Genomic DNA, 25,395 nt, shown 5'->3' with positions numbered 1-25,395 from the left:
CAACAACATAATCGTTGCTAATCAGAGGGTATCTTTGCAGTCAAGGGTATCCGCTGGCGTATGATATTGATGGCGTTGGCGACGCCGTCTTCTTCCCGGATGCGGGCACCGAGAGCAGCGGCACGGGCGCTCATGGCCTGATCTGAGACGGAGGTCGTGATGGCCGTTGCCAGATTTTCGGCTGTCAGCCGCGAGTGCGGGATCGGCTTCGTGGCGACACCCAGGCGATAGACTATCTCGGCCCAGAAGGGCTGATCGGCGAAGAAGGGTACCACAACGCTTGGGACACCGGCGCGCAATCCCGCCGCTGTTGTGCCGCTGCCTCCGTGATGGACCACTGCTGCCATGCGAGGGAAGAGCCAATCGTGTGGTGCTTCCTCTAGTTGAAAGATGGTGTCGGGCAGGTCGGCGTTACTTAGTCCTCCCCAGCCAGTGGAGATGATACCTCGTTGTCTCGAACGTGCCAGAGCATGCAGGACAATGCTGGTGGTTTCTTCCGCTTTGCGGCTCGCCATGCTCCCAAAGCCGATGTAGACGGGTGGTGGTCCATCTGCCAGGAAGTTGAGTAGGTCGGCTGGCGGCTGCCAGGTTGATGGCGCGTCCAGGAACCAGTACCCAGTGACGTATACCCAATCAGGCCAGTCCATAGGACGAGGCAGGGCCAGCTGGCTGTTGCCGAGCAGTATCGGTTGGCGCTGTTTGTAGAGCCAGGAGATCGATCCCCAGATAGGAATCGGTGGTAGGCCAAGCTCATGGCGGATCGGTTGCATGGTTGAGCGCATCAGTTGCCAGATGCCCATGTTGACGAGCCTGTGGGTTAGCAGGTTGCCAACGCTCCCCAGTGAACGCGAGAAGCCGGTTGGGTATGGAAAGGCACGCGTTGGTAGTATCGGTTGTAGTGGCACCAGCATGGCTGGAATGTTGAGCGCTTCGGCGACGTATGAGCCAGCAAAGCAGAGGATGGAATATAAGAGGAGGTGTGCACCGGGTAGCACACGCGATGCTGAGCGCGTCATAGCTATCTGGTTTTTCTTGATCTCCGCAGACAATCTGCGCATAAAGTGCATCGCATTCCCTCCCGATTCGAGGAGCCGTAGTCCCTCCTTGCTTTCCACCATCGCGCGCGGATTGCCGTCGAGCGCGGCAAATTCGAGGCCATACTGCTCGATCATGGGCGCGAAGATACTGTGAGTGAACATGCAGACCTGGTAGCCGGCTCGCTGTAAACCCAGCCCTAGCGCAATATAAGGCTGTACATCACCACGCGAACCCGACGTCATAATCACAATGCGCATTGCTGATGACCTTCTTTCTGTCAATAAGCTCACATCGTTTCCATGGCAGACGCTGTATCAGGCGGTAGCATGCCCCTGATCTGTAGCTCGAACAGCGACCGTAACTGCTCTAGAGAAGCCGAGTCCATCACCAGGAAGCTGCCTAGCCAGGCTGTCACAGTCGCAAAGTAGATGGCGAAAAAGCTGCCTGCCGCCTGCTGTGGATCAACATCCTGGCGGATCTCGCCGCGCTCCTGTGCCCGCTGGATAATGTGGGCTAGCCGTTGTATAAATTCCTCGTTTTGGAGACCAACTTGCTGGCTCCGACTGTGATCATCCTCGTGGAAGAGCAGTTCTTTCAAAAAATGGCGTGCATTCTCAGGATGACGTCCATACAGCTCGAAGAAAGGGCCGAAGATATGCAGGAGCAGTTCTGGCAGTGGACGATCCTCAGGAACTGTCGCAAAGGTTGCATCCATCAACTTGCCGATGGCATTGGCATAGATCAGAAGCAGGAGCTCTGCTTTGTCCTGCACGTAGAGGAAAAGGGTGCCCGTAGCGATCTGCGCCTCCTCCGCGATTTCGCGGGTCGTGGTCGCTGCATATCCTTTGCGCTCAAACAGATCTTTGGCGGCTCGCTGAATCTGCTCAAAAGTGCGCTGTTTGTTTTGCTCACGTAAACGACTCATAACTTATTCAATGCCTCTCTATGGCGGCAAAAGCCTTATGACGTAAACCTGCCTCGTTTCTGGTGAGAACGAAACTGATGGGAAGGGGACCATCGTTTTCATAATGAGCATAGTCATTAAGTGACTGCAGTCATATTGTAGCATAAGGCGTAAAGGGTCGGATTGTGAAGAGCTGCTATGCTTGAATGGCTTCATCCTCACCAATTTCTGAGGTTAGCTGAAGTTTAGGTTGCGAAACAGATTGAGTGTATTTCGCCGCATGGCCTGTTGCCAAGATCCTCTTTATAGAGGATATATGCGTCAGTGGTTCATAGAGCAGGACAAGGCTGTTAACGAGCATCTGGCCGTCAGGGTTGGTGAACATAGTGCCCGAAAGCCGTTGCAGTGATGAACCAAGTCTTTTGAGAGACCCTGGATTTATTGCCCAGGGCTTTCCAATTCTAATAAACGGAACATTGCCCAGTGAGAAGAAGATTGAGAGCCTGGTCCAGATGAGCATCCAAGAAGCGCATCTGGCGAGCGACATTGCGAACCCCAAGGTGATCCATAAGGCTTAATGCCGTACTATTGAGCTGAGCAAGCAGGCTGGGAACTGAGCCAGTGCGCGTCTGGCAGCTATCTTCGCCTAGGGAGACATCTCGTCGATAATGGAGGCGATTTTCAATGGCCCAATGCGCCCTGATAAGCTCAAGTATTCGTGCAGGAGGAGCCTGACGTAACGAGAGACTGCTGATCCCGTACACCACCTCGTGGCGCATCTTGCCTGACTTGAGAAGGCGTGTCGTTCGTTGGAGGCGAAAAACCTGTTCAATACCGACCCAATCTCTGCCAAACCACTCATTGAGATCTGGACTACAGAGGAGTTGGCGATGTTCCAACCGCCCATGACCCTTGCTCCAGGTCTCTGCCTGCTGCCAGCGCCGCCGATCAGGGAAGGGATCATCCAGCAGATCCGCAATGTCCTCTCGCAGCGTCGGCTGGTTGCCTTTGGCGATGAGGAGGTAGTCCCCTCCCAACTGCTGCACCAGAGCACACAATGCCCGTTGCGTGTGCATAGCATCCAGTGTCAGAATGCGTCCACTCACGCAGGTAGAGGTCAACAAGGGTTTGAGGGCGCTGATTTCGTTCTCTTTCTCCCCCACGTTGCAATGCCACAGCACCGTGCCCGTTGCCACCTCATAACAACTGAGTTGATGTACAGGATGAGCCCCTTGGGTGGTCCCTCTCAACGTTTTGCCATCAATGGCAATGTGAGCATGATCCGCTTGGGCAGATGGGGTGTGTAAGCGACTTGGTTCCTCCCCACAGCGGCTTTGGGCCTCCCACCGGGTGAAAAAGGCTGAAAGCAGCACGTCGAGGTGCTTGTCATCTACTCTTGCGAGCACATTGCAGTAGGTCATCTGGCATGGCATCTTCTCCCGACGCAGCCCGAAGCGCTGTGCGAGAACCCCTCCGCGATGACGAATCCATTCGGTGGCTCCACTCAGGGTCTTTTGCCCTGCCAACTTGGCGAGCACAAGGAGCGAGAGAATCAAGGCGAGTTCGTAGCGCTTCCCTTGTCCTCTTCTCTTGTCTGAAAGTGCTTGTAAGCTCTGATAAAGCGAGGTCACTGGAACTCTCTCAGGATCCTCTTCGGCTCGCGCTGTTAGCGTCCATATGTTATAGTCCATGCAGAGTTTTCCTTTGTAGGTCTTGGTTTTTGTATTCTACAAGGAAAGCTCTTCTTTTTCACCTCCTCTTCTAGAATTGGAAAGCCCTGATTTATTGCCTCTCATAGTTGACCAGACGTTTCTCTTATGCTATTATCGCTTCTGTGCTTGATTGTCATTGGCGTGTTTCTGATACGCTGCAAGTTCAGAAAGGAGGTGCAGTGATGCTTAGAAGCGCATACCGCGCGACATCGATGCCTGGCATGAAGAGATGGAGATCCGTCGAGGATATTCTGAGCGTGTAGACATTGAGATAGTATGGTACACTAGATCATTGTCGTTCGCAAAAAACACATCCTCTTTGTTATCTCCACACGTCATATCTTCGCGTCTCTTGGTCCGGCCTTCCACGTTATCCCTTCTCATGCTGGTATTCCTGTTGCGCCCCCCTACTCTTCCTCCGCTCGCCTGTTTTGAGTTGGAGCAAGTTTCCTTGTGCCTTTTGCGCTTACTTGCATACCACCCTGAGGAGCATCACTTTGCAATCAAACGATTCGATCACGAAAAAAACGTCAGCCTCGACGAAGCATTTACCCGAATCCAAAGCTGGCTCTCAATCTGACACGGTCAAGCCAGCTCATTCACGCGGCAAAAAGTTTTTGTCGTATTACAAACCATACATGGGTCTGTTTTTCGCAGATATTGCCTGTGCCCTCATCGTCTCCGCGACCACACTACTCCTTCCGCTTTGTGCGCAATACATTACCAAAAATATTCTGCAAGGTCATGACCCACATCAGCTACACGACATCTCTTTAATGGGCGCGTTTATGCTAGCGCTGGTTGTGGTCCAGGCCCTGTGTACGATGTTCATCGACTTTCAGGGGCATATGATGGGCGCCAGGATGCAGAGTGATATGCGCACTGAACTCTTCGAGCATTATCAAAAGCTCTCGTTTAGCTTTTATGACGAACAAAAAGTAGGCCAGCTCATGACCAGGCTTACCGATGATACCTTCTGGCTAAGCGAACTCTTTCACCATGGCCCCGAGGATATTGTCGTGACCTTCTTAACAGCTACTGGCGCGTTTCTCATTCTTGCGAAGATCAATCTTGTGTTGACTTTGCTTCTTTTTCTTTTTCTGCCCATAATGATCGTGTATGCATGGCACTTTAATAAGAAAATGAATAAAGCGTTACGCAGCAGCAAGGATCGCATCGGGGACATCAATGCACAGGTTGAGGATACGCTTGCTGGTATCAGGGTGGTCAGATCCTTTACTAATGAGGAGTCCGAAAAGCGCAAATTTGCCTACGCCAATCGTCGTTTTCTTGCCAGTCGTAGCGATGGTTATAGAAGTGAGGCGTACTTTTTCGGTGGGTTGGGGGTGTTTGCCCAACTTATGACTATTGCTGTAATAGTTCTTGGCGGCATTGCGGTTGTTCACGCAGCCTTGGATCTGGCTGATATGCTGACCTATTTGCTATGTGTTGGCATTCTCGTTGATCCCATTAAAAAACTGATCAACTTCGGCGAGCTTTATCAGGAAGGCATCACCGGTTTCCAGCGCTTTATGGAGGTTCTGGAGATAGAACCCAATCTGCAAGATGCGGCAGACGCGCGTGAGTTGGCACAAGTTAGAGGAAACATCGAGTTTCAGGCGGTCAGTTTCAGATACAAAGAAGGGCACAGAGATGTTGTGAAAAATCTCTCATTGAGGATTCGCGCTGGAGACTATATCGCCCTGGTTGGGCCTTCTGGTGTTGGCAAAACCACGCTTTGCTCGTTGATTCCGCGTTTCTACGATGTCAGCGCGGGAAAGATTCTGCTGGATGGATATGATATCCGCGATGTAACCCTGCGCTCATTGCGCAGAAATATTGGCATTGTCCAGCAAGATGTCTATTTGTTTGCCGGGACCATCGCGGAGAATATCCGTTATGGCAAGCTCGATGCCAGTGAACAAGAAATCATTGAGGCAGCCAAAAAGGCGCACGCGCATGATTTCATTATGGAGTTGCCGGATGGCTATGATTCGGATATCGGTCAACGTGGCGTAAAACTCTCAGGCGGGCAGAAGCAGCGCTTGAGCATCGCGCGCGTCTTCCTCAAAAATCCCCCTGTGATCATTTTTGATGAAGCGACGAGCGCGCTGGACAATGAGAGTGAGAAGGCTGTGAAAGACTCATTGGAGAAGTTATCTGACAATCGTACAATGCTAGTCATTGCTCATCGTTTATCAACTATCCGCAATGCTCAAAGGATCCTGGTGTTATCAGAGAGCGGGATTAGCGAACAGGGAACACACGAGGAGCTTATCACGCTGAATAGTGCCTACGCAAATCTGTACAACATGCAGGCAAAAATATGAGACTGGCTCCATTTTTACTGCCTACTTGGCTGGGAATGCCAGGAGTGGAATGTCTTGGTTTTTTGCCAAAATGTTAGTGAGAGTATCTCATGTAGAGAAGGGAAGATCCACAATGGAGTACCTACCACATACTCCATCGTGGATCTTCCATGGAAGTGGTCAGGACAACGTATAGATGCCAAACTCATAGAGTGAGTAACCATATTGTGTCGCGCGTTGTGTGCCATTCAGGCGTACGTAGCGCCCCGAGTTGCTTACATTGAAATCATCGATACCCCCATCACCGGTCGTTGTCGAGTAAATCGTCGTCCAGTTCGTGCCATCATTAGATACCTGAATTCGATATCCCGATGCATATGCCGACTCCCAATAGAGCTGGATATGGTTGATCGTGGTTGATTTTCCAAGATCGACCTGAAGCCATTGAGGATCGCTCCAATCGCTGGCCCAGCGCGTGCTAAAGCTGCCATCAGTCGCGTTGGTTGGGGGGAACGGAGCACCATTGCCTGTGCCCTGGTAGGAAGAGGCTGTGGTAGGCTTGCCAACAGCGACATTCGTGCCATTTACTGGTGGCGGAACAACCTTGAACGAGAGCGTCTCGATACCGACATTCCCCTGTCCATCGTAGGCATATAGGTACACCTTCCATGTGCCTAGCGTCGAGGGAGCCGTCACTGAGAAGGCGGTTTCGCTCGTTTGGGTAAAGGTCGCGGATTTGAGTGTTGTGCTCGCATCTACGTATTTGCTTGTGAACATCACATTATAGCGTAAGGGATCGCCATTGGGATCGCTCACATTCGCGTTAAGCGTGAACTGCCCTCCTGCTGAGACGTTGTTCTGGTTCAACGAGAGGCTAGAAATGACTGGTGGCGTATTGGCTCCATTCTGTCCGCTATAGATCTTCTTCACTGTATAGTACGAGAGCCGATTCCAGCGACCTGGAATCAGGTTATACCAGACGCCACCAAAGTCGTTTTCGATACCATAGTTGAAGAGTGTCGCCCCTAGTGCAACTCCCGTATGCCCGGTAATACAGTTCCACGCGGTCTGGTATCCCTGAGCTTTCTGGACATCGGTGGGTTCGGTAGGAGCACCATTGGCGTCATTTGGGACTTCCCATTCACCCGAGGGGCCACCCTCGGTGACGATGTAGGGTTTAGTATAGCCCTCACTAATCCAGTTCTGCTTGACGGAACAGATGCTCCCATAGGAATTAACCGCGTATAGATCGAGGTGTGGCGTATTCGCTTTGTAGTAAGGCCAGGCACCAGTCCAGGCATCGGTTGAGGTTACGGGATGATTGGGATCGATAGCATGGATGGCCTGAGCGACCTGATCTACATATTGCGCATAGGCGTTGCGTTCCTGTTCTAGCTGTGTGCCAGAATAGGTGTTTTGCAGCGTGAGCAAGACCTCATTTCCTACATCCCACATCAGCACGCCGGGATGGTTTTTATAGGTATTCACCCAGTTTTTGATATCATTGAGTGTATTGGTCCTGTAGGTCGTATCATTGAGATAATCCGCCCCCTGATTGAGCCAGAAGCCATTAATGACTTTGAGACCGTAGGCCGCCGCCGAATCGAGCAGTGGCTGGGTTGTGGCGTCGGTTCCCCAGGTTCGGACTGTATTGACTCCCATGTCCTTCAGGTCAGACATATAGGCACTGGCTGCAGCCGTTGGTGGGCCATAGGTGACTCCCTTAATCTGATAGGGGGAACCATTTACCTGTAATTGCCAGTTTCCCTGTGACCCTGTCACAGAGACAACGCTCGGTGTTGTCGGAACGGGTGGCGTCGTCAGAGGCGTTGGCGGTGTCCCGGTTGATTGGTAGACTCCTACAGAGGCGATACTTAGCGTCCCGCCAGAAGAGGTGGTGCTTGTTGGTGTGGTGCAACCACAGACGCCATTGGGAAAGGAACCACCGATGGCGAGATCGAAGATAATGAAGAAGCCATGATCCACGGCTGCCTGCCATGTGCTCACGCCTACCTGACTCTCACGTACAACGCCTATTTGCTGATTGTCGAGATACCACCGAATTTGCTCATCTGACTGCGTGCGGTCAATGATTTCGGTATAGGTGTGGTAGCCAGTCTGGCAATTGGGGCAGGTTGCCATTCCACTCCCAAAGCCGTATGGCTCGTTGCATGCACCCCCTGGATTGACCCCACAATGTAGCGTTGCTGCCTGCTCGCTAAGCCCATTGACATCCTCCATAATGTCAGTCTCGCCGATGGCAGGCCATGATCCACCGGTGCGACTCCCCGCGCCCAGCGTCCAGAAAGCAGGCCAGTAGCCAAGAGCATTTGCTGGATTGGGTTGCTTGATGGACGCTGTGATCTGGAGCATCCCGCCAGCGGGGGCCGCGAAATCGCTACGTTTGGTCTCGATACGCCCGGAAGTCCAGTTATTACCGTTGCGCAATGCCGTGATATTGAGATGGTTATTGCCATCCAGAGAGACATTGTCCGTTGAGTTACTCATCGTCTCAACTTCGCCAGTACCCCAGTTCGCCGGGCCTCCAGGGGCGTTTGTCCCAGTATCCGCAATCCAATTGTTGGCAGAGGGAGGAGTACCTGCCGTACCAGCGAAATTGTCGCTCCATACCAGCGCCCAATTCCCACCAGGGGGTGTTCCTGTCGGTGTAGGTGTTGGTGTCAATGCGCCAGTACTTGCGAAAACTGAGAATTCCCAGAGCGAGTAGCCATAGCCTCCCGATCTGATCGTTCCGTACATACGGATATAGCGACCTGTGCCAGAGACATTGAGTGTTTGCACTCCCCTGTACCCGTTGTTGTTGTATAGATAGTTGTCCAGTTTGAGGCATCATTTGAGACTTGAATTTGATAGGCGGTTGCGTAGGCTGCTTCCCATTGCAGCACAACCTGACAAATAGTTTGCGAGCTCCCAAGATCGATTTGCAACCACTGAGGATCGCTGAAGGCGCTTCCCCAGCGCGTATTGACGTTGCCATCGTTGGCAGCGGAGGCTGGCCAACTCGCGCTTTCAATTGACGATGCTGTGGTTGGTTTATTCAGTGCGATGTTGGTGGTACCACAGCCAGCGAGGGCCTGAGAGGTCGCAGCGTAAGCGGTAGGAATGCGCGCCGAATAGATGAGGGCACCAATCATGATACAGAGTACCATGAAGATCCCTATCAAGCGCCGAACAGGCTTTTGGCTCTTTTGGGAACCGACAGAATGTGCATCCATGACATCTCCTTGTTGTCCCATGAGTACGAAAGCGGGCATTTCGGGTTTGAAATCGAACGTGGGTCGCTGCTCACCGCAGTGCCACTATGCGTAGCTCGTGTTCTCACACTCAGATATGAGAAAGCAAAAGCTTTGTGATAGTCGCTTTTTGATGAAGGTTCTGCTTGCAAAGCATAATGAATTGCAAGAGCGTGTTACGCGTAAAGGTGAGTAGGTGCTTCATGCCTACATTTCATCTTGGTGCCTACATCCACATGTCAGGCAGAGATGAACGAACATGTTTGTGTTCCATCTACATGGGCGTGCTTATATGAGGGTGGGATAGTTGTGTGTGGGAGGGTGGTGAGGTTTGGCACCAAAAAGCCTGTGATCGGATGATGATGTGCATAGGAGTTGCATGGAAGTTCCCTCCTGCTTTGAAGGCAAGACGATCCTTGTCTTATCATTTACCATATATGCCGAAAATTTACGAAATGATATATCTAAAACCTATTTAGAATGTAACGAATTTTTCGTTGATTGTCAAGCGTTTTGCACGAAAAAACGCAACCTCTTTGCCACTTCTTCGCATCCATTGGCATCATGGTGAAAGTTTTCGGCTCGCTGCGAGAAGGCCTGAAGTGTCTTCATGGCGATTAAAATCGCATGAGGAGGCATATCCCTCATCTCAAAACCTATATTTAGAGTAAGAGGTATGTCTTCTCCTATGAGTATCGAAATTTTGCGAAAAAACTTCACGTTACTTGGTTAACATTCCCTTGCGAAACGACAATGTGTTGGAAAAGTTCTCGTAGTGTCATCAGCCGCACGTTCTTCGCGCGTTTCCGATTTTGTCGTTGCGTTTTGGAAAAAGCAACTATGCGTTCTTGCGTTTTGCAAGCAAGCTTGTTGAAGAGAATCGATTCATGCTGTGAGAGTAGTTATGGATGGAAGATGCATACTCTCTCAACAGTGCTTGGAGCGAGAGCAATCATATGAAAAGAAGGAGAATGATGAGCAGACAAGTACTTTTCATTCAGGGAGCTGGCGATAAGTGCAAGCCTTTTGGCAGTGGGAAGCTAATTGCATACCTACAAAAGCAGCTCGGGAACAATTACGAAGTCCTCGCTCCAGATATGCCCGACCCTGAGCACCCTCAATACCTTGCCTGGAGGGACCAGATTGAGCAAGAACATGGCAAGCTTGATGCTGATGCGCTGTTCATCGGGCACTCGTTAGGTGGTTCAATGTTACTAAAATACCTGGCGGAAGGAACCTACCAGAGACCAATTGTTGCGTTGTTTCTGGTGTCCGTGCCCTACTGGGGGAAGCAGGATTGGGAGCTTGAGTACGCTTTGCCAGATGATTTTGCTTCACACCTCCCCCCGATTCGGCAACTCTTCCTGTATCATAGTCGTTTTGATGAAGTTGTTCCGTTTTCTTCTCTAAGGTGTTATCAAGAACAACTGCCTCAAGCAACTGTTCGAGTGCTCGATGGGAAGGAACATTCTTTCACAGAAGGGTTACCTCTGCTCGCTCAAGACATCAAGCGGTCGTAACCCAGAGTCGAGTCTCGCTGAATTTAACGGGAATGAGCAAGCAGCCAGCACATAGCTCCCACGTTGAGTAGGCTTCGGATGTCTAGGAGAACAGTGTGATGGGGCAGAAGTCATACAACAAGGCGCACACAAAGGAAGCTTTGGCCTTGCTCATATATGAGTATATTCCGCTTGGCTGCCCAACCAATCCGCATGAGAACGCTACGCGTAACCTACTGCGCAGCTATGAGGAGCAAGAGTTGCTTCTTGAGAACAAGAAACGCGCGCCCGTAGGGTGGCTGAGGCGGGAGCTTCGATAGCACTCGGTTGCCTGCGAAGAGGCAACCGAGTGCTATCGAAGCTCCCGCCTTTAGGTGTGGGGTACTTCACGGAAGAGCCTACCCTCCGCTGAAAGATCTACCAATTTCACAAAATCCTCCCAATTGGAGAGGAAAGGCCTACTCACTGCCGAAACGATCTATCTCGTCAGCTTGAAAGCTCATCAAGGCACGTAGGGATTCGTGCTCTTGGCTCTTGAGTATCTCAAACTCAAATCTTGCGATGCTAAGTGAGAGGAATGCTCTGCTCAAAGTGGAAGACATTCTCAGGGTCGTACATGCGCTTGACCTCCTGGAGCCTGGCAAGGTTGTCGCCATAATAGACCCTGAGGTCGGTGATGCTGCGGTCGGGAACGTTAATATAGGACCCATTGACATAGGGTTGCAGCGCTTCACGGAATTGCTCAACCCATGCGGTGGCTGGACCCTCCTCTGTATCATTCGTCCAGGGGGAGTCCCACTCCATGTAGAACTGTGCATCTCTATGGTAGAACGCCGTGGCATCGGTTGGTATCCTGCTCACTTCGCCACCCCAACTCAAGCACCAGATATTGGCCTGCGAGATGGGGGCATTCGCCAGGAAACGGTGGACCGTTTCAAGTGCCTCAGGCGGAAAGGCGTCATAGACCCAGACCGACGAAAACTTGTCAGGGCGCGGCGGATCGGGAGGGGCAGCGAAGTGCAGCCAGGCATCGAGATAAGGCATGGTCTGAATCGTCACTTTGGGCGTGCCAATCCCAAACAGCGGTTGGAGCAACTGGCGCAACGGTGTCTCCTGTGATCCGATGAAGAGACCAGAGGAGGTAATGGTGCCATCTTTCTGGGAATTCGCGTTGAAGACCGAGCCCAGTTGATCGTCGGCAGAGGGAGTCAAGGACTGCCAGACGCTCAAAAGCTCACTCACATGTTGCCAATCGGCGGAACCCCAGGTTGCCTCATAGATCGTGACGGTAGAGATAGGGCGAATTTTGAAGGTGAAGGAGGTTGCGATGCCGAAGTTGCCACCACCGCCCCCACGGCACGCCCACAGCAGGTCGGCATGGTTGTTCTCGTCGATCTGGATGACCTCGGCACCCTGCTTGCCGCTGGGGATCACCATTTCGACGCCAACCAGGTTATCAGAAGCCAGACCCATGGATCGAGCGAGCATACCAATACCTCCACCAAGCGTCACTCCACCTATACCGGGGGTTTTCTCTCCTCCGCTAGGAATGGCGTACCCGATCTTCCCCAGCGCAGTGACTACCGCCCCTTGGGTGACCCCAGTCTGGACCGTCGCGACCTCTGCGCTTGTATCAACGTGAATCTGGTTCATATCACTCACGTCAATGACGACCCCATCATCCAGCGATGACCATCCTTCCAGGCAGTGCCGACCGCTTCGTGCTCGCAAGGCGACATGGTGTTCCCGACACCAACTGAGCGCATTCACGACATCCTGCACGTTTTGACAAAAGACGATGACGATGGGGAACTTGGAGAACTGTCGAGCCCAGCCCAAACGAGCACTGTCATACTCCGGACTATTGGGAAATACGAGACGCCCTGTCAACTTGGCCCCTCCAGTAGCAGGATCACCAGGTCCTCCATCGTGAAGGGCAGCCATGGCACGATCATCGAGACCAGCTATTTGAAGTCCTTCCAAACAGCTGGTTCCTGCGAGGGCTGCCAGAGCCTGGAGAACCTTTCGCCGCGAGGTTGGGGCTTTGGCGAATGCATCAAATCGTGTTGATTTCATCTTCGTTTGCACCTTTTGGAGGATGTGCACACGATGTTCTCACATCCATAAGTCTACTAGAACAGCCATGTATATAAGTAGCTTTTTACAGCTAATACCTAAGGAGAAGCTCTATTCTTCTTTCTTAGTTGCCGCAAGACACTATCTACTGGCAGTCTAGCCAATGGGCTAAAAAGAGAAATCTACCTACACTTACTTATCATAGGAAGTTCCATGGAGAAGGGAATTTCATTGTCTTGCGAACAAGATTGCTCTGTGGACAGCACGTGTTCCATCAGATAAAGGGGTGAACGCTGAAAATGGCTGAGGCTTAGCACGACAACCAGGCTTCCGTTTTTGTTGGACTTTCACATTATTTCTTGTGTTTGTTTTCATTTTTATAAAAAAAAGAGACCTGGAAAAGAAATTGTAGCGTTTGCCAAATTTAGGAGTAAAATGTTTGTTTTCATAATGTAGATGTGCTAATTAACCTTTAGGACATCTCATTCAAAGAGAGGGGCTTGATGAAAATTTCAGTTCGTGCGAAGCTTGTGTACCTTACTGTCTTCAGCAGTTTGCTCGCCCTCTTGCTGCTCCTTGGTACGGCCCATTCGGCATCAGCTGCCCGTGTCAAGGCCAATGTGCCAACGAAAGCTGCAATGTCTCAGCAAGGTTGGGAGCTTGGTGACGTACCAAGAATGTCATCCTACGAAAGGACATATCCACGATCGTACTCGTATGGATCGTCCTACCGACCGTACTCGTATGGATCATCCTACCGACCGTACTCGTATGGATCATCCTACCGACCGTACTCGTATGGATCGTCCTACCGACCGTACTCGTATGGATCGTCCTACCGACTGTACTCGTATGGAGGATATTCTCATCCATACTACGGATCCATGCGCTAAGAGGAACCAACACATGTTGAGTAGTTGGTCATGACCGGGTCGCTAGTATTCCGTCAAAGCGCAAATGTACGATCGGAGAGAAAGGGGTGCAGAGGGGATGACGCCCCTCTGTACCCCCGCTGCAGGAAGCACACCTTGCAAACGACGCTTGACAGTCCCCACTAGTAGGAAAATGCAAGTGTGGTCAAAGTGCATGCTCTGGAAGAGGTTCAAAAACTTAAACAACTGTCTGACAGGGGATATGATGATTATTTGGTGCGCCAGCCTCATTCAACGTTTTGCGAAGGCTGGCCTTATTGATGAATCCGTCTGTATGTCCATCCTTTTTAGTGGGCAGTGGAGCGCCCTCAAACCGATAGAAATAACGCTGTTTGGTCACAGCATTGTAAGATTGGCCTATCATAGTATTTGAAAGTGTGGCGAAAAATAACAGGTGAACAGGGGGGCGTCACCTATTTGCGACCCCCTCTCTATCAAAAGATGCGACTCGGGAGAAAAACTGAATCAATTACTTTTTCTCTGAACCGGCAAAAGCTGCGGTGAGACCAAGAGCAATATATATACTTCCTGTCACATAGCGATGGAAACGCTGAAAGTGTGTATTTTTTTTGAGAAGTGTTGCAATTGCCCCTGATAAAAGCCCATAAAATGTTAAACTACAGAGGCCCAGAATCGCAAACAGACTTCCGAAGATGAGGAACTGTAATGTGACCATCCCATGAGAAGGATTAACAAATTGGGGCAAGAAGGCTAAAAAGAAGAGCGCCGTTTTCGGATTGAATAGTTCTACGGTCATTCCTTGGAAGAACATACGAGGAATGGTTTGGGGTTTCTCCTTCTCTGTACTATGAGGCTCATCGTGCCTCAAGAGCGTGCGAAGGCCAAGATATATTAAATAGGCTGCCCCAAGATATTTCACGAAGCTAAAGGCAAGGGCAGAAGTCATGAGGAGTGCAGAGAGTCCAAAGGCTGCTGCTGTAGTATGAATGAGATCCGCTGCCCCAATGCCCAGTGCGGAGATGGCTCCGGCTCGCTTTCCTCCATCCATACTGCGCGTCATGATAAAAAGGACGGAGGGGCCAGGAATGAAAAGCAATCCCAGAGCGGTAAATAAAAAGAGTGAGACGGTTGTCAGAGTAGGCATGTCATCCTCCTTCACTGTATGCGTGGTGCGCCCTGCACGAAAATTTCTTACTGTACCAGCAAAAACTCTTTTACTGTCTAGTTGGCAGTGGCGCAATCATCCATAGTATAGAATTCATCAAATTTTATACGTCCTCAGATGAAAAAGGTATTCAGCCATCTTTTTCAAATACCCTGGGTATTCGGCATATTGCATTTGCTGTTGACGATATAGAAGCTATTGCTGTCAAATTGAAAAAGAAAAGGACGGAAATTTCCTGAGGAGAAGATTTACACATATATTTCTCTTTACTCTAGTAGACTGCCAGGGTCCTCTGCAGAGGAAGAGATGTGCGGCATCTCGCATCAAGTGTTGCAGGCACGCAAGTTCACGAATATAATGTTGATCAACCCCCCTTTTTTCTACACTGGTGTTCGTGGCAGTGAGTTCGGTTAGGGGGTGTCGATCTGGAGCGCTGTCAGATCTGGATCAACGAGAGGAAATGGGGAAAAGATCGCCCGGTTCTTTTTTTTTATGCCTTGTATCCAGGCGGGTATGTCTTGCGAGCAATCTGGTGCGAGATCAACATAACGGATTTTTTCAACCACCCCGCGCACCATGGCGACGTGGTTGGCTCGCAACACGATGCAAGAGAGCAGACGTATCTCCCAGCAATGGCACACGGGCTTGTCATAAGAGGCAGCAGTCACATTCTTTTCTTGAGATATGTCAAAAGAGCGATGAGGGAAATCCAGTCGATGTGACTGGAAGATATCCTTCCTCATGTTGGGGAGTTGGGGAGAACAACTGTATGGTGAAAGGAGCCTATGCCGAAAGTCCCGACGCATGCCCTCCTCTGGATAGCCTCACGTGGCTTGTATGAATTGCATCCGGCTGATCCAGCCCTCTCCTCTGTGGTGCCAGGAGAGGAAGAAGCGTGGTTCGCCTGGTTAGCCACGCATACCTCCTTTGCTTTCCAGGGGCAAGCTGGTCACCTTAATGTGCTCAAAGAGTCGCGGTCGCGAGGCTCTGGCTACTGGTATGCCTATCACTCGCACCAGGGGCAGGCACACAAGCGCTATCTGGGAAGGACAGAGACGCTCCGGCTCTCGCGCTTAGAGGAGACAGCCAGGATGCTCTTGTCCGAACAGAAGCCTGAGTACGCAACTTCCCAAGGGATTGCGCCGCTTTCCAGCAAGCTCTTCCCACCGCGCCTGCCGAACTCATTCATTGTACGCGAACGCTTACTGGCTGCGCTCGATGCGGCGCTTGCCACAAGGCTCATACTCGTCTCCGCGCCAGCAGGCTTTGGCAAAACGACGTTGCTCGTAACCTGGGCCAGTCGGCGTCGCGTTCAGGTTGCCTGGCTCTCGCTGGACGACTTAGACTCGACGCCAACGCGCTTTTGGGTTGCGCTCATCGCGGCCCTGCGTCGTTGCCCCAGTTTCACCCCAAGCTTTGGAGCAAGCGCGATGGCGCTCTTGCAATCACCCCAGCCGCCACCGCTCTCTACCATGCTCACGACGTTGCTCCAGGAGATGGGCGGTGATGAGGGGCATGTAGCCCCCATCGTGGTGATTGTGGACGATTATCAGGTGATCCAAGAGCCAGCCATTCACGAGGGCATGAGCTTCTTTCTAGAACATTTACCTGCACATGTCCATTTGATTCTCTCCAGCCGCGTAGACCCGGATGTGTCCCTTGCACGCTTGCGGGCGCGTGGACACCTGACTGAGATCCGTGCAGACGAGTTGCGCTTTGGAGAGGGGGAAGCGAGCCAGTATCTGAGCCATCTGCTCTCCCCAGTGCTCGAAGCAGATGAGGTTCGCAAGCTGGTGAGACGGACTGAGGGCTGGATTACTGGCTTGCACCTGGCCGCACTTACCCTCCAGAAACGCGCAGATCGCGCAGCCTATCTTGAGAAGTTGACCGGCAGTCAGCGGTACCTCCTGGATTACGTGCAAGAGGAGATCCTGGCCTGCCTGCCTGAGAGCGTGCGCGACTTTCTGCTCAGGAGCGCTCTCCTCTCGCAAATGTCAGCTGCCGCGTGCCAGGCCGTAACCGCTGCACCCACCAGTGCAGCCAGCCAACAGATGCTCGCCTTCCTGGAGCGAGCTAACCTCTTTGTCGTGCCGCTGGATGAGGAGCGCCACAGCTATCGCCTGCATGCGCTCTTCCGTGAAGCTCTACTCGCTGTTCTGCACGCTACCCTGCCAGATTTGGTGCCGCTTTTGCACCGCCGGGCCTCTGCCTTTTATCAGGAAGCGGGCGACGTTCACGAGGCGATGAGCCATGCCCTCCAGGCTGCTGACTATTCTATTGCAGCCAATCTCATGGAGCAGACGGTCGAAGAGTTCTGGCTGCGTGGAGAGATAGCGACGATGGCCCGTTGGGCACTGATACTGCCAGAGCAGACGGCGCGTGAGCATGCACATCTTTTGCTTACGATAGCACTCTACCTGCTCTCCACAGTGACCCAGGCCACCCATGACCGGCGCACCAGAAGCTCTCAGGAGGCTCGGCAACTCATGACACGGGTGGAAACGTTCCTGCGGCTGCCTGGTGGCGAAATTGATCAGAAGCTCTCGCCCACAAGAGCAGGCATTTCCTCTTATACCGAAGGTCGAGAAACTCAGCCCAGCAAGGACATTCTGTTGCCCCGGCGTTTGTATCTGCTTCAAATCCATCTGGTCTTTTGGGAAGCCGTAGCCCGTGGGGATGAGGAGCGCATGAAGAGCATAGAACAGGAGATCGAGGAGGTGCTTGAGAACGAGGAGGAGGCGATCTGGCAGCTCGTGCCGCTCGCCTGTAGTTTCCTCCTTCATCACGGGGTTCAACAAGAGGGGGCAAGTCTGGTGCCGCGGCTGCTCTCTGCCAAAAAGCAGGCGAGCCAGTCAGAAAGTCGCTATGCAACCTACAAGGTTGGGCAATGGCTGGCAATGGCGGCGCTGGAGGCGGGACAACTGCGTCTGGCGTATGAGGAGAGCCGGGCGGCTCTTGACCTGATCGGGCAAACAGCAGGCTATGCTCTGCTCAAAGGCTACTTTGAAGTTGTGCTGGCACGAGTGTACTACCAGTGGAACCGCCTTGAGGAAGCACGCAGCTTGTTGGAGACAGTCGTGCATGACGCCACTACCTGGCAGCATCTGGATGTGCTCGCAGAAGGATACATAGAGTTTGTAGGAGTTGCGCTAGCGAGAGGTGTGTGGTTGGAGGCTGAGTTTGCACTGCACGAGCTAGAGCAGTGGATGCAATGCGAACGCTCGGCAGTCTACTCTGGCAGGTTACCCATCGTGCGAGCACGGTGGTGGTTGGTGCAAGGACAACTCAAGGAGGCGTCCGACTGGGTGCGTGGCGTCCTTTTTCCAGAGGGGCCATGGGACAGAAACCTATACGATGCCTTCCCGATTATGATTCGCGTGTATTTTGCCCAGCAGCGCTTTCGGGAGGCATTGGACTTGCTACAACGCTTCCGTGGGCACCTGGATCGACCGTCCAATGTCAGGATCACCATGACATATCTGGCTCAGTTGCTGGTAGCGCTGCATCAGACAGGTCAGAACGAGCAGGCGCACATGACTGCGGAGCGCCTCTTTGTTCTAACAGAGCCAGAGGGCTACCTGCGCGTGTATCTGGACGAAGGCGAACCGATGAAGGAGGCGCTTCAGGCGCTGTTCGCCCTACACTCCCAACAACACGAGTGGGCAGTCTCTCTCTTAGCCTCCATCGCAAAGCTGCTAGCCGCCTTCGAGCAGGAGCAGTCTGATGTGAGCAGATCGCTAGAGAGGGCAACCGCATCCGAGCTGGGGAAAGCACAGGCTCGGCAGACATTGGTCATCTCCTCTGTGCCAGGGATTTCATTAACCCGACGTGAACAGGAAGTCCTGCGCTTGTTGGCAGCTGGAGCTTCCAATCAGGACATCGCTCAGACCCTGGTGATTTCACTAGATACTGTCAAGAAACATGCCAGTAATCTTTTCGGCAAGTTGGGAGCGAGCAGCCGCACACAGGCAGTGGCCCTGGCGCGTGCTCACTCGCTGCTCTAACACCTCATCTCCCCAACAGCGGGCCTTCCAGCCTTTCAAAATTCCTCATTTTCTTCCACTTTTGTGTACTGTGTAGGAAGGCACACCCCATTTATACTTTCCTCATAATCAGAGCACTCTACACAAACAGAGGAGGGAACCGATGCACTACCGCATTCACATCCAGGGACACCTTGATTCTGGGTGGCAAGACCGCTTTGCTGGATTACACATCGAGCAGCAGGAGGTAGGCACCACGCTGCTTGTGGGGACGTTGCCAGATCAGGCTGCACTCTATGGAGTGCTCTTACAGCTCATCCGGTTGGGTCTGGTTCTGCTTTCACTTGAAACGAGCCAAGCGGAGGGTGACGAGGAGGCGGCGCCACGCTCATGAAGGGTGTGCGCCTTGCTAGTACATGGTATTGGTTCTCAATACAAGTGAAAGTGCCCAGAATGTGATTTCTTATAGGCATATTTTTAGGAGGAAACTATGACGGTTGAAGACAACAAGAAAAACGATGAAGCCGCAATTAGAAAGGTCATTGAGGATGGGGTCGAGGGGATTTGTGCAAAGGATCTTGATAAAGTGATGTCCATGTACGCACCTGAACTGGTGTCGTTCGATATTGTGCCCCCACTGCAATATGTAGGAGCAGATGCATACAGGAAACATTGGAGAGAGGCGTTCTCGTTGTTCCCGGGCCAGGTCAACTATGAAGTTGTTGACCTGGCCATTACGGTGGGCGATGACGTGGCATTCGCCCACAGCTTCAACCGGCTAAGCGCAACTATGACCAATGGACAGAAGGTTGGGAACTGGTTGCGTTGGACCGCTTGCTTTCAGAAGATCAATGGTAAGTGGTTGATCGCACACATGCAGGCTTCGGTGCCCGTCGATTTAATGACAGGCCAGGCTGTGCTTGACCTCAAGCCATAACTCTTATTGAAGAGATATTGTGAGATGATTCTGGTCATATGGTGTGTATGTGCGCGTTGTATGGGCAATTGGATATCTCTCATGACACATCGTCATGTGGAACATTCCACACAATGAGCACATGTACGCCATGTACTGAGAAATAAAGAGAATGAAAGAGCAATGCATGTCACCGATACTCATTACCGGAGCAACTGGCCACATTGGAACTCACCTGATCAAACAACTTACTGCAAAGGGGTATCCAGTACGCGCTCTGGTGCGCAGCAGTGAGAAAGCTGCGGGTTTGCCAGAGGAAGTCGAGCGGATCATCGGCGACCTGGCTCACCCGGCCACCCTCTCTGCGGCAATAGAGGGAGTTGATCGCGTCTTTCTGATGGATCCCAGCACTGGCCTGGATTTCACCAGGAATATGGTGCAGGTCGGCAGACATGCTGGAGTGCGCTTGATCGTCAATCTCTCCTCCGTTACCGCTGGACTTGATCCTATGCCAATATTGGGCCGCTTGTTCTTTGACCGAGAAGCCCTCATCAAAGATTCGGGAATCGCCTGGACCTTGCTGCGTCCGGGACAATTTATGCCGAATGTGTTGTGGTGGCTATCCTCCATCAAAGCCCAGGGAGTCGTACTCGACTCAATTGGGCCTGGACGCATCGCTAGCATCGACTCCGCCGATATCGCGGTCGTCGCAGCTACCGTGTTGACACAAGAAGGCCATGTTGGTCAGACCTATACCTTGACTGGTGGTGAACTGCTGATCACGAAGCAGCAGGTCGAAATCCTGTCCAGGACACTCAATCGGGACATCAAATATATCGAAATTACCCCACAAGAGGCAGCTCAGGCGGCGCTGGCAAATGGGATGGACCCCACTCAGGTGGCGGCAAATAGGGAAAACAATGAACGGCTGCGTGTTAACCCCGATTGGGGAGCGATCATCACGGACGATGTTGAGCGGGTGACAGGACACAAGCCCACAAGCTTTGAGAGTTGGTGTCGGCGCAACGCTACTGCTTTTGCGTGATGTGTGCTCACACAGGTGGACATGGAGGGAAGACGCTCTCGATAATTTGCCCTTTCCCCTGGGCGTCTCGCAGGCCTTATCCCGCGAGAAGGGTTTCATAGATGAAGGACAGAGAGAAGCCTTGAACAAAAGTATGGCAAGAAATCAGCAAAATCCCTCTTGCAAAAAGAAGTAAAAGAATAAGAAAGATGCTATAGATATGCAGAATGAAACAACAGTAACACAAGAAAAGCAACAGCAGGCAGTAGTGATTGGTGCAGGCATTGCTGGCCTGCTGGCTGCGCGGGTTCTTGCGGAGTACTATGAACAAGTGCTGGTGGTAGAACGAGACGCATTACCCGTAGAGCCCCAACCACGTGCAGGCACGCCTCAATCACACCATCTCCACCGATTGTTGCCACGTGGCAAGATGATCCTGGAACACCTGTTTCCAGGTTTTCTTGATGGCTTGCTTGAGCATGGGGCCTTCTCTCTGGAGCATACCAAAAGTCTGCTGATTGCCAAGGATGGACGTACGGCCCTCAGCGCTCCCAACGCGACGGGCAAGGATGCATCGTGTAGCCGGGCCTTATTGGAGTGGGAAATACGACAGCGGGTACAAGCGCTTGCAGGTGTGCGTTTTCTATCTCATCAGGACGTGGTAGGCCTTATTGCATCACCTGACCGTAAATGCATCACGGGCATCTGTGCACGTGAGCATGGACAACTCGCTGAGCGAACAACCATAGCAGCGAATCTGATAGTTGACGCCAGTGGACGTTCCTCAAAACTCCCCCATTGGCTTCAGGAGTTGGGTTATCAGCTACCTGAGGATGAGCAGGTCCATTCCGCTATTGGTTATAGCACCCGCTATTACCAGTTCCCGGTAGACGCGCATCGCGAGTGGAGTACCGTGCTCAAACCTTTCGCTCAGAGCGATGGGGTAGCGTTCTCGCTCCTTGAGAATCATACCTGTGCCGTGATTATCGGCAATCTTGGAGGCCATTATCCTCCTACTGATGCCGTTGCGTTTGAACAACGACTTGCCGCCGCCATCGGGTCATACCTTCCCGCGCTGTTGCAAGACGCTCAGCCGCTGGGCGATCCTCGTGGTTATCGTATCCCGGTGTGTGTGCGTCACCACTTTGAACAGATGGAGGCATGGCCCACTGGTCTGCTGGTCATGGGAGACGCCCTCTGCAATTTTGATCCCATTTACGGACAGGGAATGAGCGTAGCCGCGATTGAGGCGGAGACCCTGGCACGTTGTTTACATGAGCAGCAGAGCCATCCCCAATCTGGCTTTGAACGACACGTGCTTCAGCGCATGCAGGAGGCCATCGCTCCCGCCTGGTGGCTCAGTAGTGTCTCTGATCTCAATACGCCTGGAGTGAACTATACGGGTCCCTCACCTTTGCGCGGAGTCAGGTTGATCCAATTGTATCTCGACCTGTATCTCAAAAATGGCCCAGTACATGATCGGGAATTGATACAAAAAGGCATGCAAGGGCAAACGTACATGCTCAAAAACTTCCTGATGAATGGACTGCTCATCTCACCACGCGAAGTGATCAATGCACGCGTGCTTGCCACCTTACTCGCAGTGGAAGAAGCTTCAGTGGAACAGCAACTACTGGTAGAGCTTCTCCATGCGTATCCTGGGAGCTTTGAGGTGATCCTCGATGAGATTATCCCCGACTTCTCCCGCTCTTTTGAAGGCCTACAAGCCTTTACGCAGGAGGAGTTTCTAGCCCCTTTGAGGTAGGTCATAGGACTGTAAACCAACTAGAATGAAGCCTGGCGTGCTGGGAGTACTTTGGAGCCACGCAGAGGAGCCAGAGGCGATCCGGCAAGAGCTGGAAGGGCCGATGGATCTCTTGCAGCCTGGCTGGTGTGCTGAAGTCGTCGAGCAGTCTTTCTTGCCGCGTATGATTGCCTCCAATGTGATTGCCCAGGCGAGGCTTGGCGGTCTATCTAGGCGACCCGGTCCAGAGGTTCCAGGACTCCCCAATCTGTATGTCGCGGGCGATTGGGTTTGGCCCAGAAGGGGAAATGGCCGACGCTTGCTTTGCCAGCGCCAGGAGCGCTGCCAGACTAATGACAGCTAAATTCAGCAACAGGTAGATGCACCCTGGTCTGCTCATTGGATGTCAGAGACGAAATTGAAAAGAGCTTCGTCTCATTTGCTGGTATGCGCGCTCGTGGCCTCTGGCCACGAGCGCGCATACCAGCAAATGAGATATTTCACGATGAAAAGATCATTCGCACAGCTGGAAACAGTGTACCGCGAAGTCTTGCCGCAGTTCAACTTGCGACAATGGACGAATTCTATTTACACCTGGCTGACACAATACGTTCGCAATCCAACTCTCTCTGGTTGTGTCACCATGGATATCTCATGAGGCTCGTCAAAACTGCCTTAGGATGGGCGTACTCTGCTGGAGAAACCGATGTGCGAGCAGAGACGCTTCCCAAGCAAACTCATGTACAGACTGCTGGCATAGCAATAATCGCCGCTTCCAACAAAGGGAATCATAGGGCTTGGCTTCCTTTTCTGCCTTGATGACCCTGGTCAGGTATCTCGCAACACGTTCAGCTCGACCTCTCGTGTCAAGATTGATCCGCCACCCGAATCGCCACTTCAGTTTCCCATTTGTCTGGATCAGATTCGTTTTCCGGCCCTTTAATGTATGATTCCAAACGCGCGCCGAAGGCGCCACCCTGTTCGGTTTGCCTGCTATCCCACGCGACGCCATGCTCTGCTCCCCAGTCTATTAGCGCGCCATTGGCTTTCATAAGAGCTTTCCCTTTGTATGGTCCGATGGAGACAAGTGAAGCATATCGACCGGTTGGCAGTATACCAGCACGAATGCGCTCGGTGCCTGACAGCAGGCTCGCAACGGGCCAGCCCAGTTAGAGATCGAACTTAGTTGACATATCGATGACGAGATAGCGGATGAAAGGTGCGTCGGTTGGCTCGATGCCCTGCTGTTCCAACCAGGTATGAACTTCACTAAAAAGCCGGGCGACCAGGCCTTTTCCCAGCCCTCGCGGTGTCACCTGAGTGCGAATTGCGACATAGGGTTGCTCGCTGCGTTGTTCTACCTTCGGTTCGGTGATCATATGTTTTTCCTCGCTTTCTTCTGAATCACTTTCCCATGCATGCTTTCTCGTCGAAAGCTCGAGGAGCACAAGACGGATCATCTGTAAGAACATGCCATGCAAAGCGGTCTGATCTGGGCGAAATCCTGAAAGTAGGGTTGTTCCAGCCTCCTTATGCCAACCAAGATGCCATCACCAATTCACACGGCAACGCCAAAATTCGCTAATGGTAACTCTTGTGCCAGTGCCAGCAGCGAAGCCCACACTGAAATCAGCAGTAACCACCAACTCCTACGGGAGTGAATGGGAACCCTTGGGCGACGTCATTTGCCTCTCTTGGTCAATCCCCCTTGAGAGTATGTATCGCACGATAGCCGCAGAGTCTTCCCAGAGATGCCAGGAGCACAAAAACGACTTTCTGAACAATGAGCGGAGGCCGAACCGGACGAAATTCTCGACGATACTGTTGCAGAATGACCGCGAGTTGCAAGAGGTTTGGCAACCCGGCTTTGTTGGTCTTGCCTGCCTGAGCAAGTCCCCACATCATTTCAAGGAATTCATCTGTGTGTAGTGCTGGTCGCGTTTGCCAGAGGAGACATGCCTCTGTGCTGTCCCCATTCCACATTTGATGTGCAGCGCCAGCGGGAATACGAAAGCTTTCGCCTGCTTCATATCTTTTTTTTCGGTTATTGACTCGCGTCTCAATACTGCCAGCCAGTACCTTGAAGTATTCCTCCTGCTGGGGATGGATATGTTCAGGTGGTGCCTCCGAGCCAGGCCGATAGAATGCCTCCACTTCCACCAGCTCTCCCTTGCTCTCCCGAGCTGTTTTACGAAAGATGAGGCGCTGACCTCTGATGGGATCATAGAATTCATCACCTGCACGAACCATAGACATCTCCTTTGCTCCATCTTGTTTATTTTGTTTGAGCGGTTTTGAAGGTTGCCCAACCGCTGTATCCTCGGGTTAAGATATACGCCAGTGCGATGATGAGGGTGAGCGCTCCGTCAAAAAACAAGATGGTTGATGCATCTTTGGTGCCGTGTCCCAATAAGATGAGGCCAGTGAACGCAAGCGCTGCTTTGTTCAAGATTGCTAACTCCCAGATGCCAGGATAGCGGCGTGGAAAAAAAGCCAATAGCAGAAACAGTCCGCTAAAGAGGCCAAAGCCATAGGTGCGCCAGATTTCGACTACCTGGGTAATTGGACTGGCGGCTACGCTCTCTCCAAGACCACTCAGGAAAGAAAAGAGAGCTCCTGCAAACGCTAAGAGCATCAATACCATTGCCGTTCGATCACGCCAGGACACAATGTTCCTGGTGTGCGCTGTTTTTGCAGGAAAGGAGGATGAGTTTGTCATAGGTTGTTTCTCCCATTGTTTTCAGTGTTTCCCTTCAAGAGAAACACTGTTCGTCTTGGTGTGGAATATACCATCGGTTACAAAGAATGTCAAGACGAACAGTGTTTTGTAAAAAGAAAGAGAGAAGCTTGACAATCGATATACAGAAAATGTACACTG

General features: G+C 52.1%; 21 protein-coding genes. 10 read left to right on the top strand and 11 right to left on the bottom strand.

The window, feature by feature from the left end:
• Positions 1-17: 17 nt before the first annotated feature.
• The 3 genes from K3T82_RS01085 to K3T82_RS01075 all read right to left on the bottom strand — a co-directional run bounded on the left by K3T82_RS01085 (position 18) and on the right by K3T82_RS01075 (position 3,633).
• Entirely contained in the window at positions 18-1,295 is a 1,278-nt protein-coding gene (locus K3T82_RS01085) for a glycosyltransferase (protein WP_220191660.1), read from the bottom strand.
• Between the two features lie 29 nt (positions 1,296-1,324).
• Positions 1,325-1,963: a TetR/AcrR family transcriptional regulator gene (locus K3T82_RS01080; protein ID WP_220191659.1), complete on the bottom strand. Its 639-nt coding sequence runs from the start codon at positions 1,961-1,963 to the stop codon at positions 1,325-1,327.
• Positions 1,964-2,403: 440 nt separating this feature from the next.
• On the bottom strand, positions 2,404-3,633 hold the full coding sequence (locus K3T82_RS01075) for an ISAs1 family transposase (protein ID WP_220191658.1): 1,230 nt from the start codon (positions 3,631-3,633) through the stop codon (positions 2,404-2,406).
• Positions 3,634-4,292: 659 nt separating this feature from the next.
• Here K3T82_RS01075 and K3T82_RS01070 point away from each other — a divergent pair.
• Positions 4,293-5,984 (top strand): ABC transporter ATP-binding protein, encoded by a 1,692-nt coding sequence (locus K3T82_RS01070; protein WP_420799280.1) that lies wholly within the window; start codon positions 4,293-4,295, stop codon positions 5,982-5,984.
• A 159-nt stretch (positions 5,985-6,143) separates the two neighbouring features.
• Here K3T82_RS01070 and K3T82_RS01065 read toward each other — a convergent pair whose 3' ends face one another.
• Positions 6,144-8,471, bottom strand: coding sequence for a discoidin domain-containing protein (locus tag K3T82_RS01065; RefSeq protein WP_220195028.1), 2,328 nt, complete (start codon positions 8,469-8,471; stop codon positions 6,144-6,146).
• A 173-nt stretch (positions 8,472-8,644) separates the two neighbouring features.
• Entirely contained in the window at positions 8,645-9,199 is a 555-nt protein-coding gene (locus K3T82_RS01060; protein WP_220191657.1) for a discoidin domain-containing protein, read from the bottom strand.
• 989 nt (positions 9,200-10,188) lie between these two features.
• On the opposite strand from K3T82_RS01060, the gene K3T82_RS01055 reads away from it, so the two are divergent.
• Together K3T82_RS01055 and K3T82_RS01050 are read left to right on the top strand one after the other, a co-directional pair.
• On the top strand, positions 10,189-10,737 hold the full coding sequence (locus tag K3T82_RS01055) for an RBBP9/YdeN family alpha/beta hydrolase (RefSeq protein ID WP_236030922.1): 549 nt from the start codon (positions 10,189-10,191) through the stop codon (positions 10,735-10,737).
• A gap of 98 nt (positions 10,738-10,835) precedes the next feature.
• The gene (locus tag K3T82_RS01050) at positions 10,836-11,036 is read left to right on the top strand and encodes a hypothetical protein (RefSeq protein ID WP_220191656.1); all 201 of its coding nucleotides are present in this window, start codon (positions 10,836-10,838) and stop codon (positions 11,034-11,036) included.
• Positions 11,037-11,280: 244 nt separating this feature from the next.
• Here the strand turns inward: K3T82_RS01050 and K3T82_RS01045 are convergent, their stop codons facing one another.
• Positions 11,281-12,792: an FAD-binding oxidoreductase gene (locus K3T82_RS01045; protein ID WP_220191655.1), complete on the bottom strand. Its 1,512-nt coding sequence runs from the start codon at positions 12,790-12,792 to the stop codon at positions 11,281-11,283.
• A gap of 663 nt (positions 12,793-13,455) precedes the next feature.
• Between K3T82_RS01045 and K3T82_RS01040 the strand changes: the two genes are divergently transcribed.
• The gene (locus tag K3T82_RS01040) at positions 13,456-13,719 is read left to right on the top strand and encodes a hypothetical protein (protein WP_220191654.1); all 264 of its coding nucleotides are present in this window, start codon (positions 13,456-13,458) and stop codon (positions 13,717-13,719) included.
• Positions 13,720-14,193: 474 nt separating this feature from the next.
• Here K3T82_RS01040 and K3T82_RS01035 read toward each other — a convergent pair whose 3' ends face one another.
• Positions 14,194-14,829, bottom strand: coding sequence for a LysE family translocator (locus K3T82_RS01035; protein WP_220191653.1), 636 nt, complete (start codon positions 14,827-14,829; stop codon positions 14,194-14,196).
• An 806-nt stretch (positions 14,830-15,635) separates the two neighbouring features.
• Here K3T82_RS01035 and K3T82_RS01030 point away from each other — a divergent pair.
• From K3T82_RS01030 to K3T82_RS01005, 6 genes are all read left to right on the top strand, one after another.
• Positions 15,636-18,854: a winged helix-turn-helix domain-containing protein gene (locus K3T82_RS01030; protein ID WP_220191652.1), complete on the top strand. Its 3,219-nt coding sequence runs from the start codon at positions 15,636-15,638 to the stop codon at positions 18,852-18,854.
• Positions 18,855-18,996: 142 nt separating this feature from the next.
• Positions 18,997-19,227, top strand: a complete 231-nt coding sequence (locus tag K3T82_RS01025; RefSeq protein ID WP_220191651.1) for a hypothetical protein — start codon at positions 18,997-18,999, stop codon at positions 19,225-19,227.
• A gap of 96 nt (positions 19,228-19,323) precedes the next feature.
• Positions 19,324-19,770: a YybH family protein gene (locus tag K3T82_RS01020; RefSeq protein WP_220191650.1), complete on the top strand. Its 447-nt coding sequence runs from the start codon at positions 19,324-19,326 to the stop codon at positions 19,768-19,770.
• A gap of 166 nt (positions 19,771-19,936) precedes the next feature.
• Entirely contained in the window at positions 19,937-20,794 is an 858-nt protein-coding gene (locus tag K3T82_RS01015) for an SDR family oxidoreductase (protein WP_220191649.1), read from the top strand.
• 199 nt (positions 20,795-20,993) lie between these two features.
• A complete protein-coding gene (locus K3T82_RS01010; RefSeq protein ID WP_220191648.1) occupies positions 20,994-22,538 on the top strand; it encodes an FAD-dependent oxidoreductase in 1,545 nt (514 codons plus the stop codon).
• Positions 22,539-22,575: 37 nt separating this feature from the next.
• Positions 22,576-22,881, top strand: coding sequence for a hypothetical protein (locus K3T82_RS01005; RefSeq protein ID WP_220191647.1), 306 nt, complete (start codon positions 22,576-22,578; stop codon positions 22,879-22,881).
• Between the two features lie 502 nt (positions 22,882-23,383).
• On the opposite strand, the gene K3T82_RS01000 is transcribed toward K3T82_RS01005, so the two are convergent.
• The 4 genes from K3T82_RS01000 to K3T82_RS00985 form a co-directional block, all read right to left on the bottom strand.
• Complete coding sequence (locus K3T82_RS01000) at positions 23,384-23,569, bottom strand: GyrI-like domain-containing protein (RefSeq protein WP_220191646.1); 186 nt, start codon at positions 23,567-23,569, stop codon at positions 23,384-23,386.
• 117 nt (positions 23,570-23,686) lie between these two features.
• A complete protein-coding gene (locus K3T82_RS00995) occupies positions 23,687-23,896 on the bottom strand; it encodes a GyrI-like domain-containing protein (RefSeq protein ID WP_220191645.1) in 210 nt (69 codons plus the stop codon).
• Positions 23,897-24,215: 319 nt separating this feature from the next.
• Positions 24,216-24,767 (bottom strand): cupin domain-containing protein, encoded by a 552-nt coding sequence (locus K3T82_RS00990; protein ID WP_220191644.1) that lies wholly within the window; start codon positions 24,765-24,767, stop codon positions 24,216-24,218.
• A gap of 25 nt (positions 24,768-24,792) precedes the next feature.
• Positions 24,793-25,236, bottom strand: a complete 444-nt coding sequence (locus K3T82_RS00985; RefSeq protein ID WP_220191643.1) for a hypothetical protein — start codon at positions 25,234-25,236, stop codon at positions 24,793-24,795.
• Positions 25,237-25,395 lie beyond the last annotated feature (159 nt).

It is taken from the genome of Ktedonospora formicarum (genome assembly GCF_016587355.1).
GTDB lineage: Bacteria > Chloroflexota > Ktedonobacteria > Ktedonobacterales > Ktedonobacteraceae > Ktedonobacter > Ktedonobacter formicarum.
The sequence above is the reverse complement of the archived record's forward strand: the minus strand, read 5'-3'. Positions and strand labels throughout refer to the sequence as shown.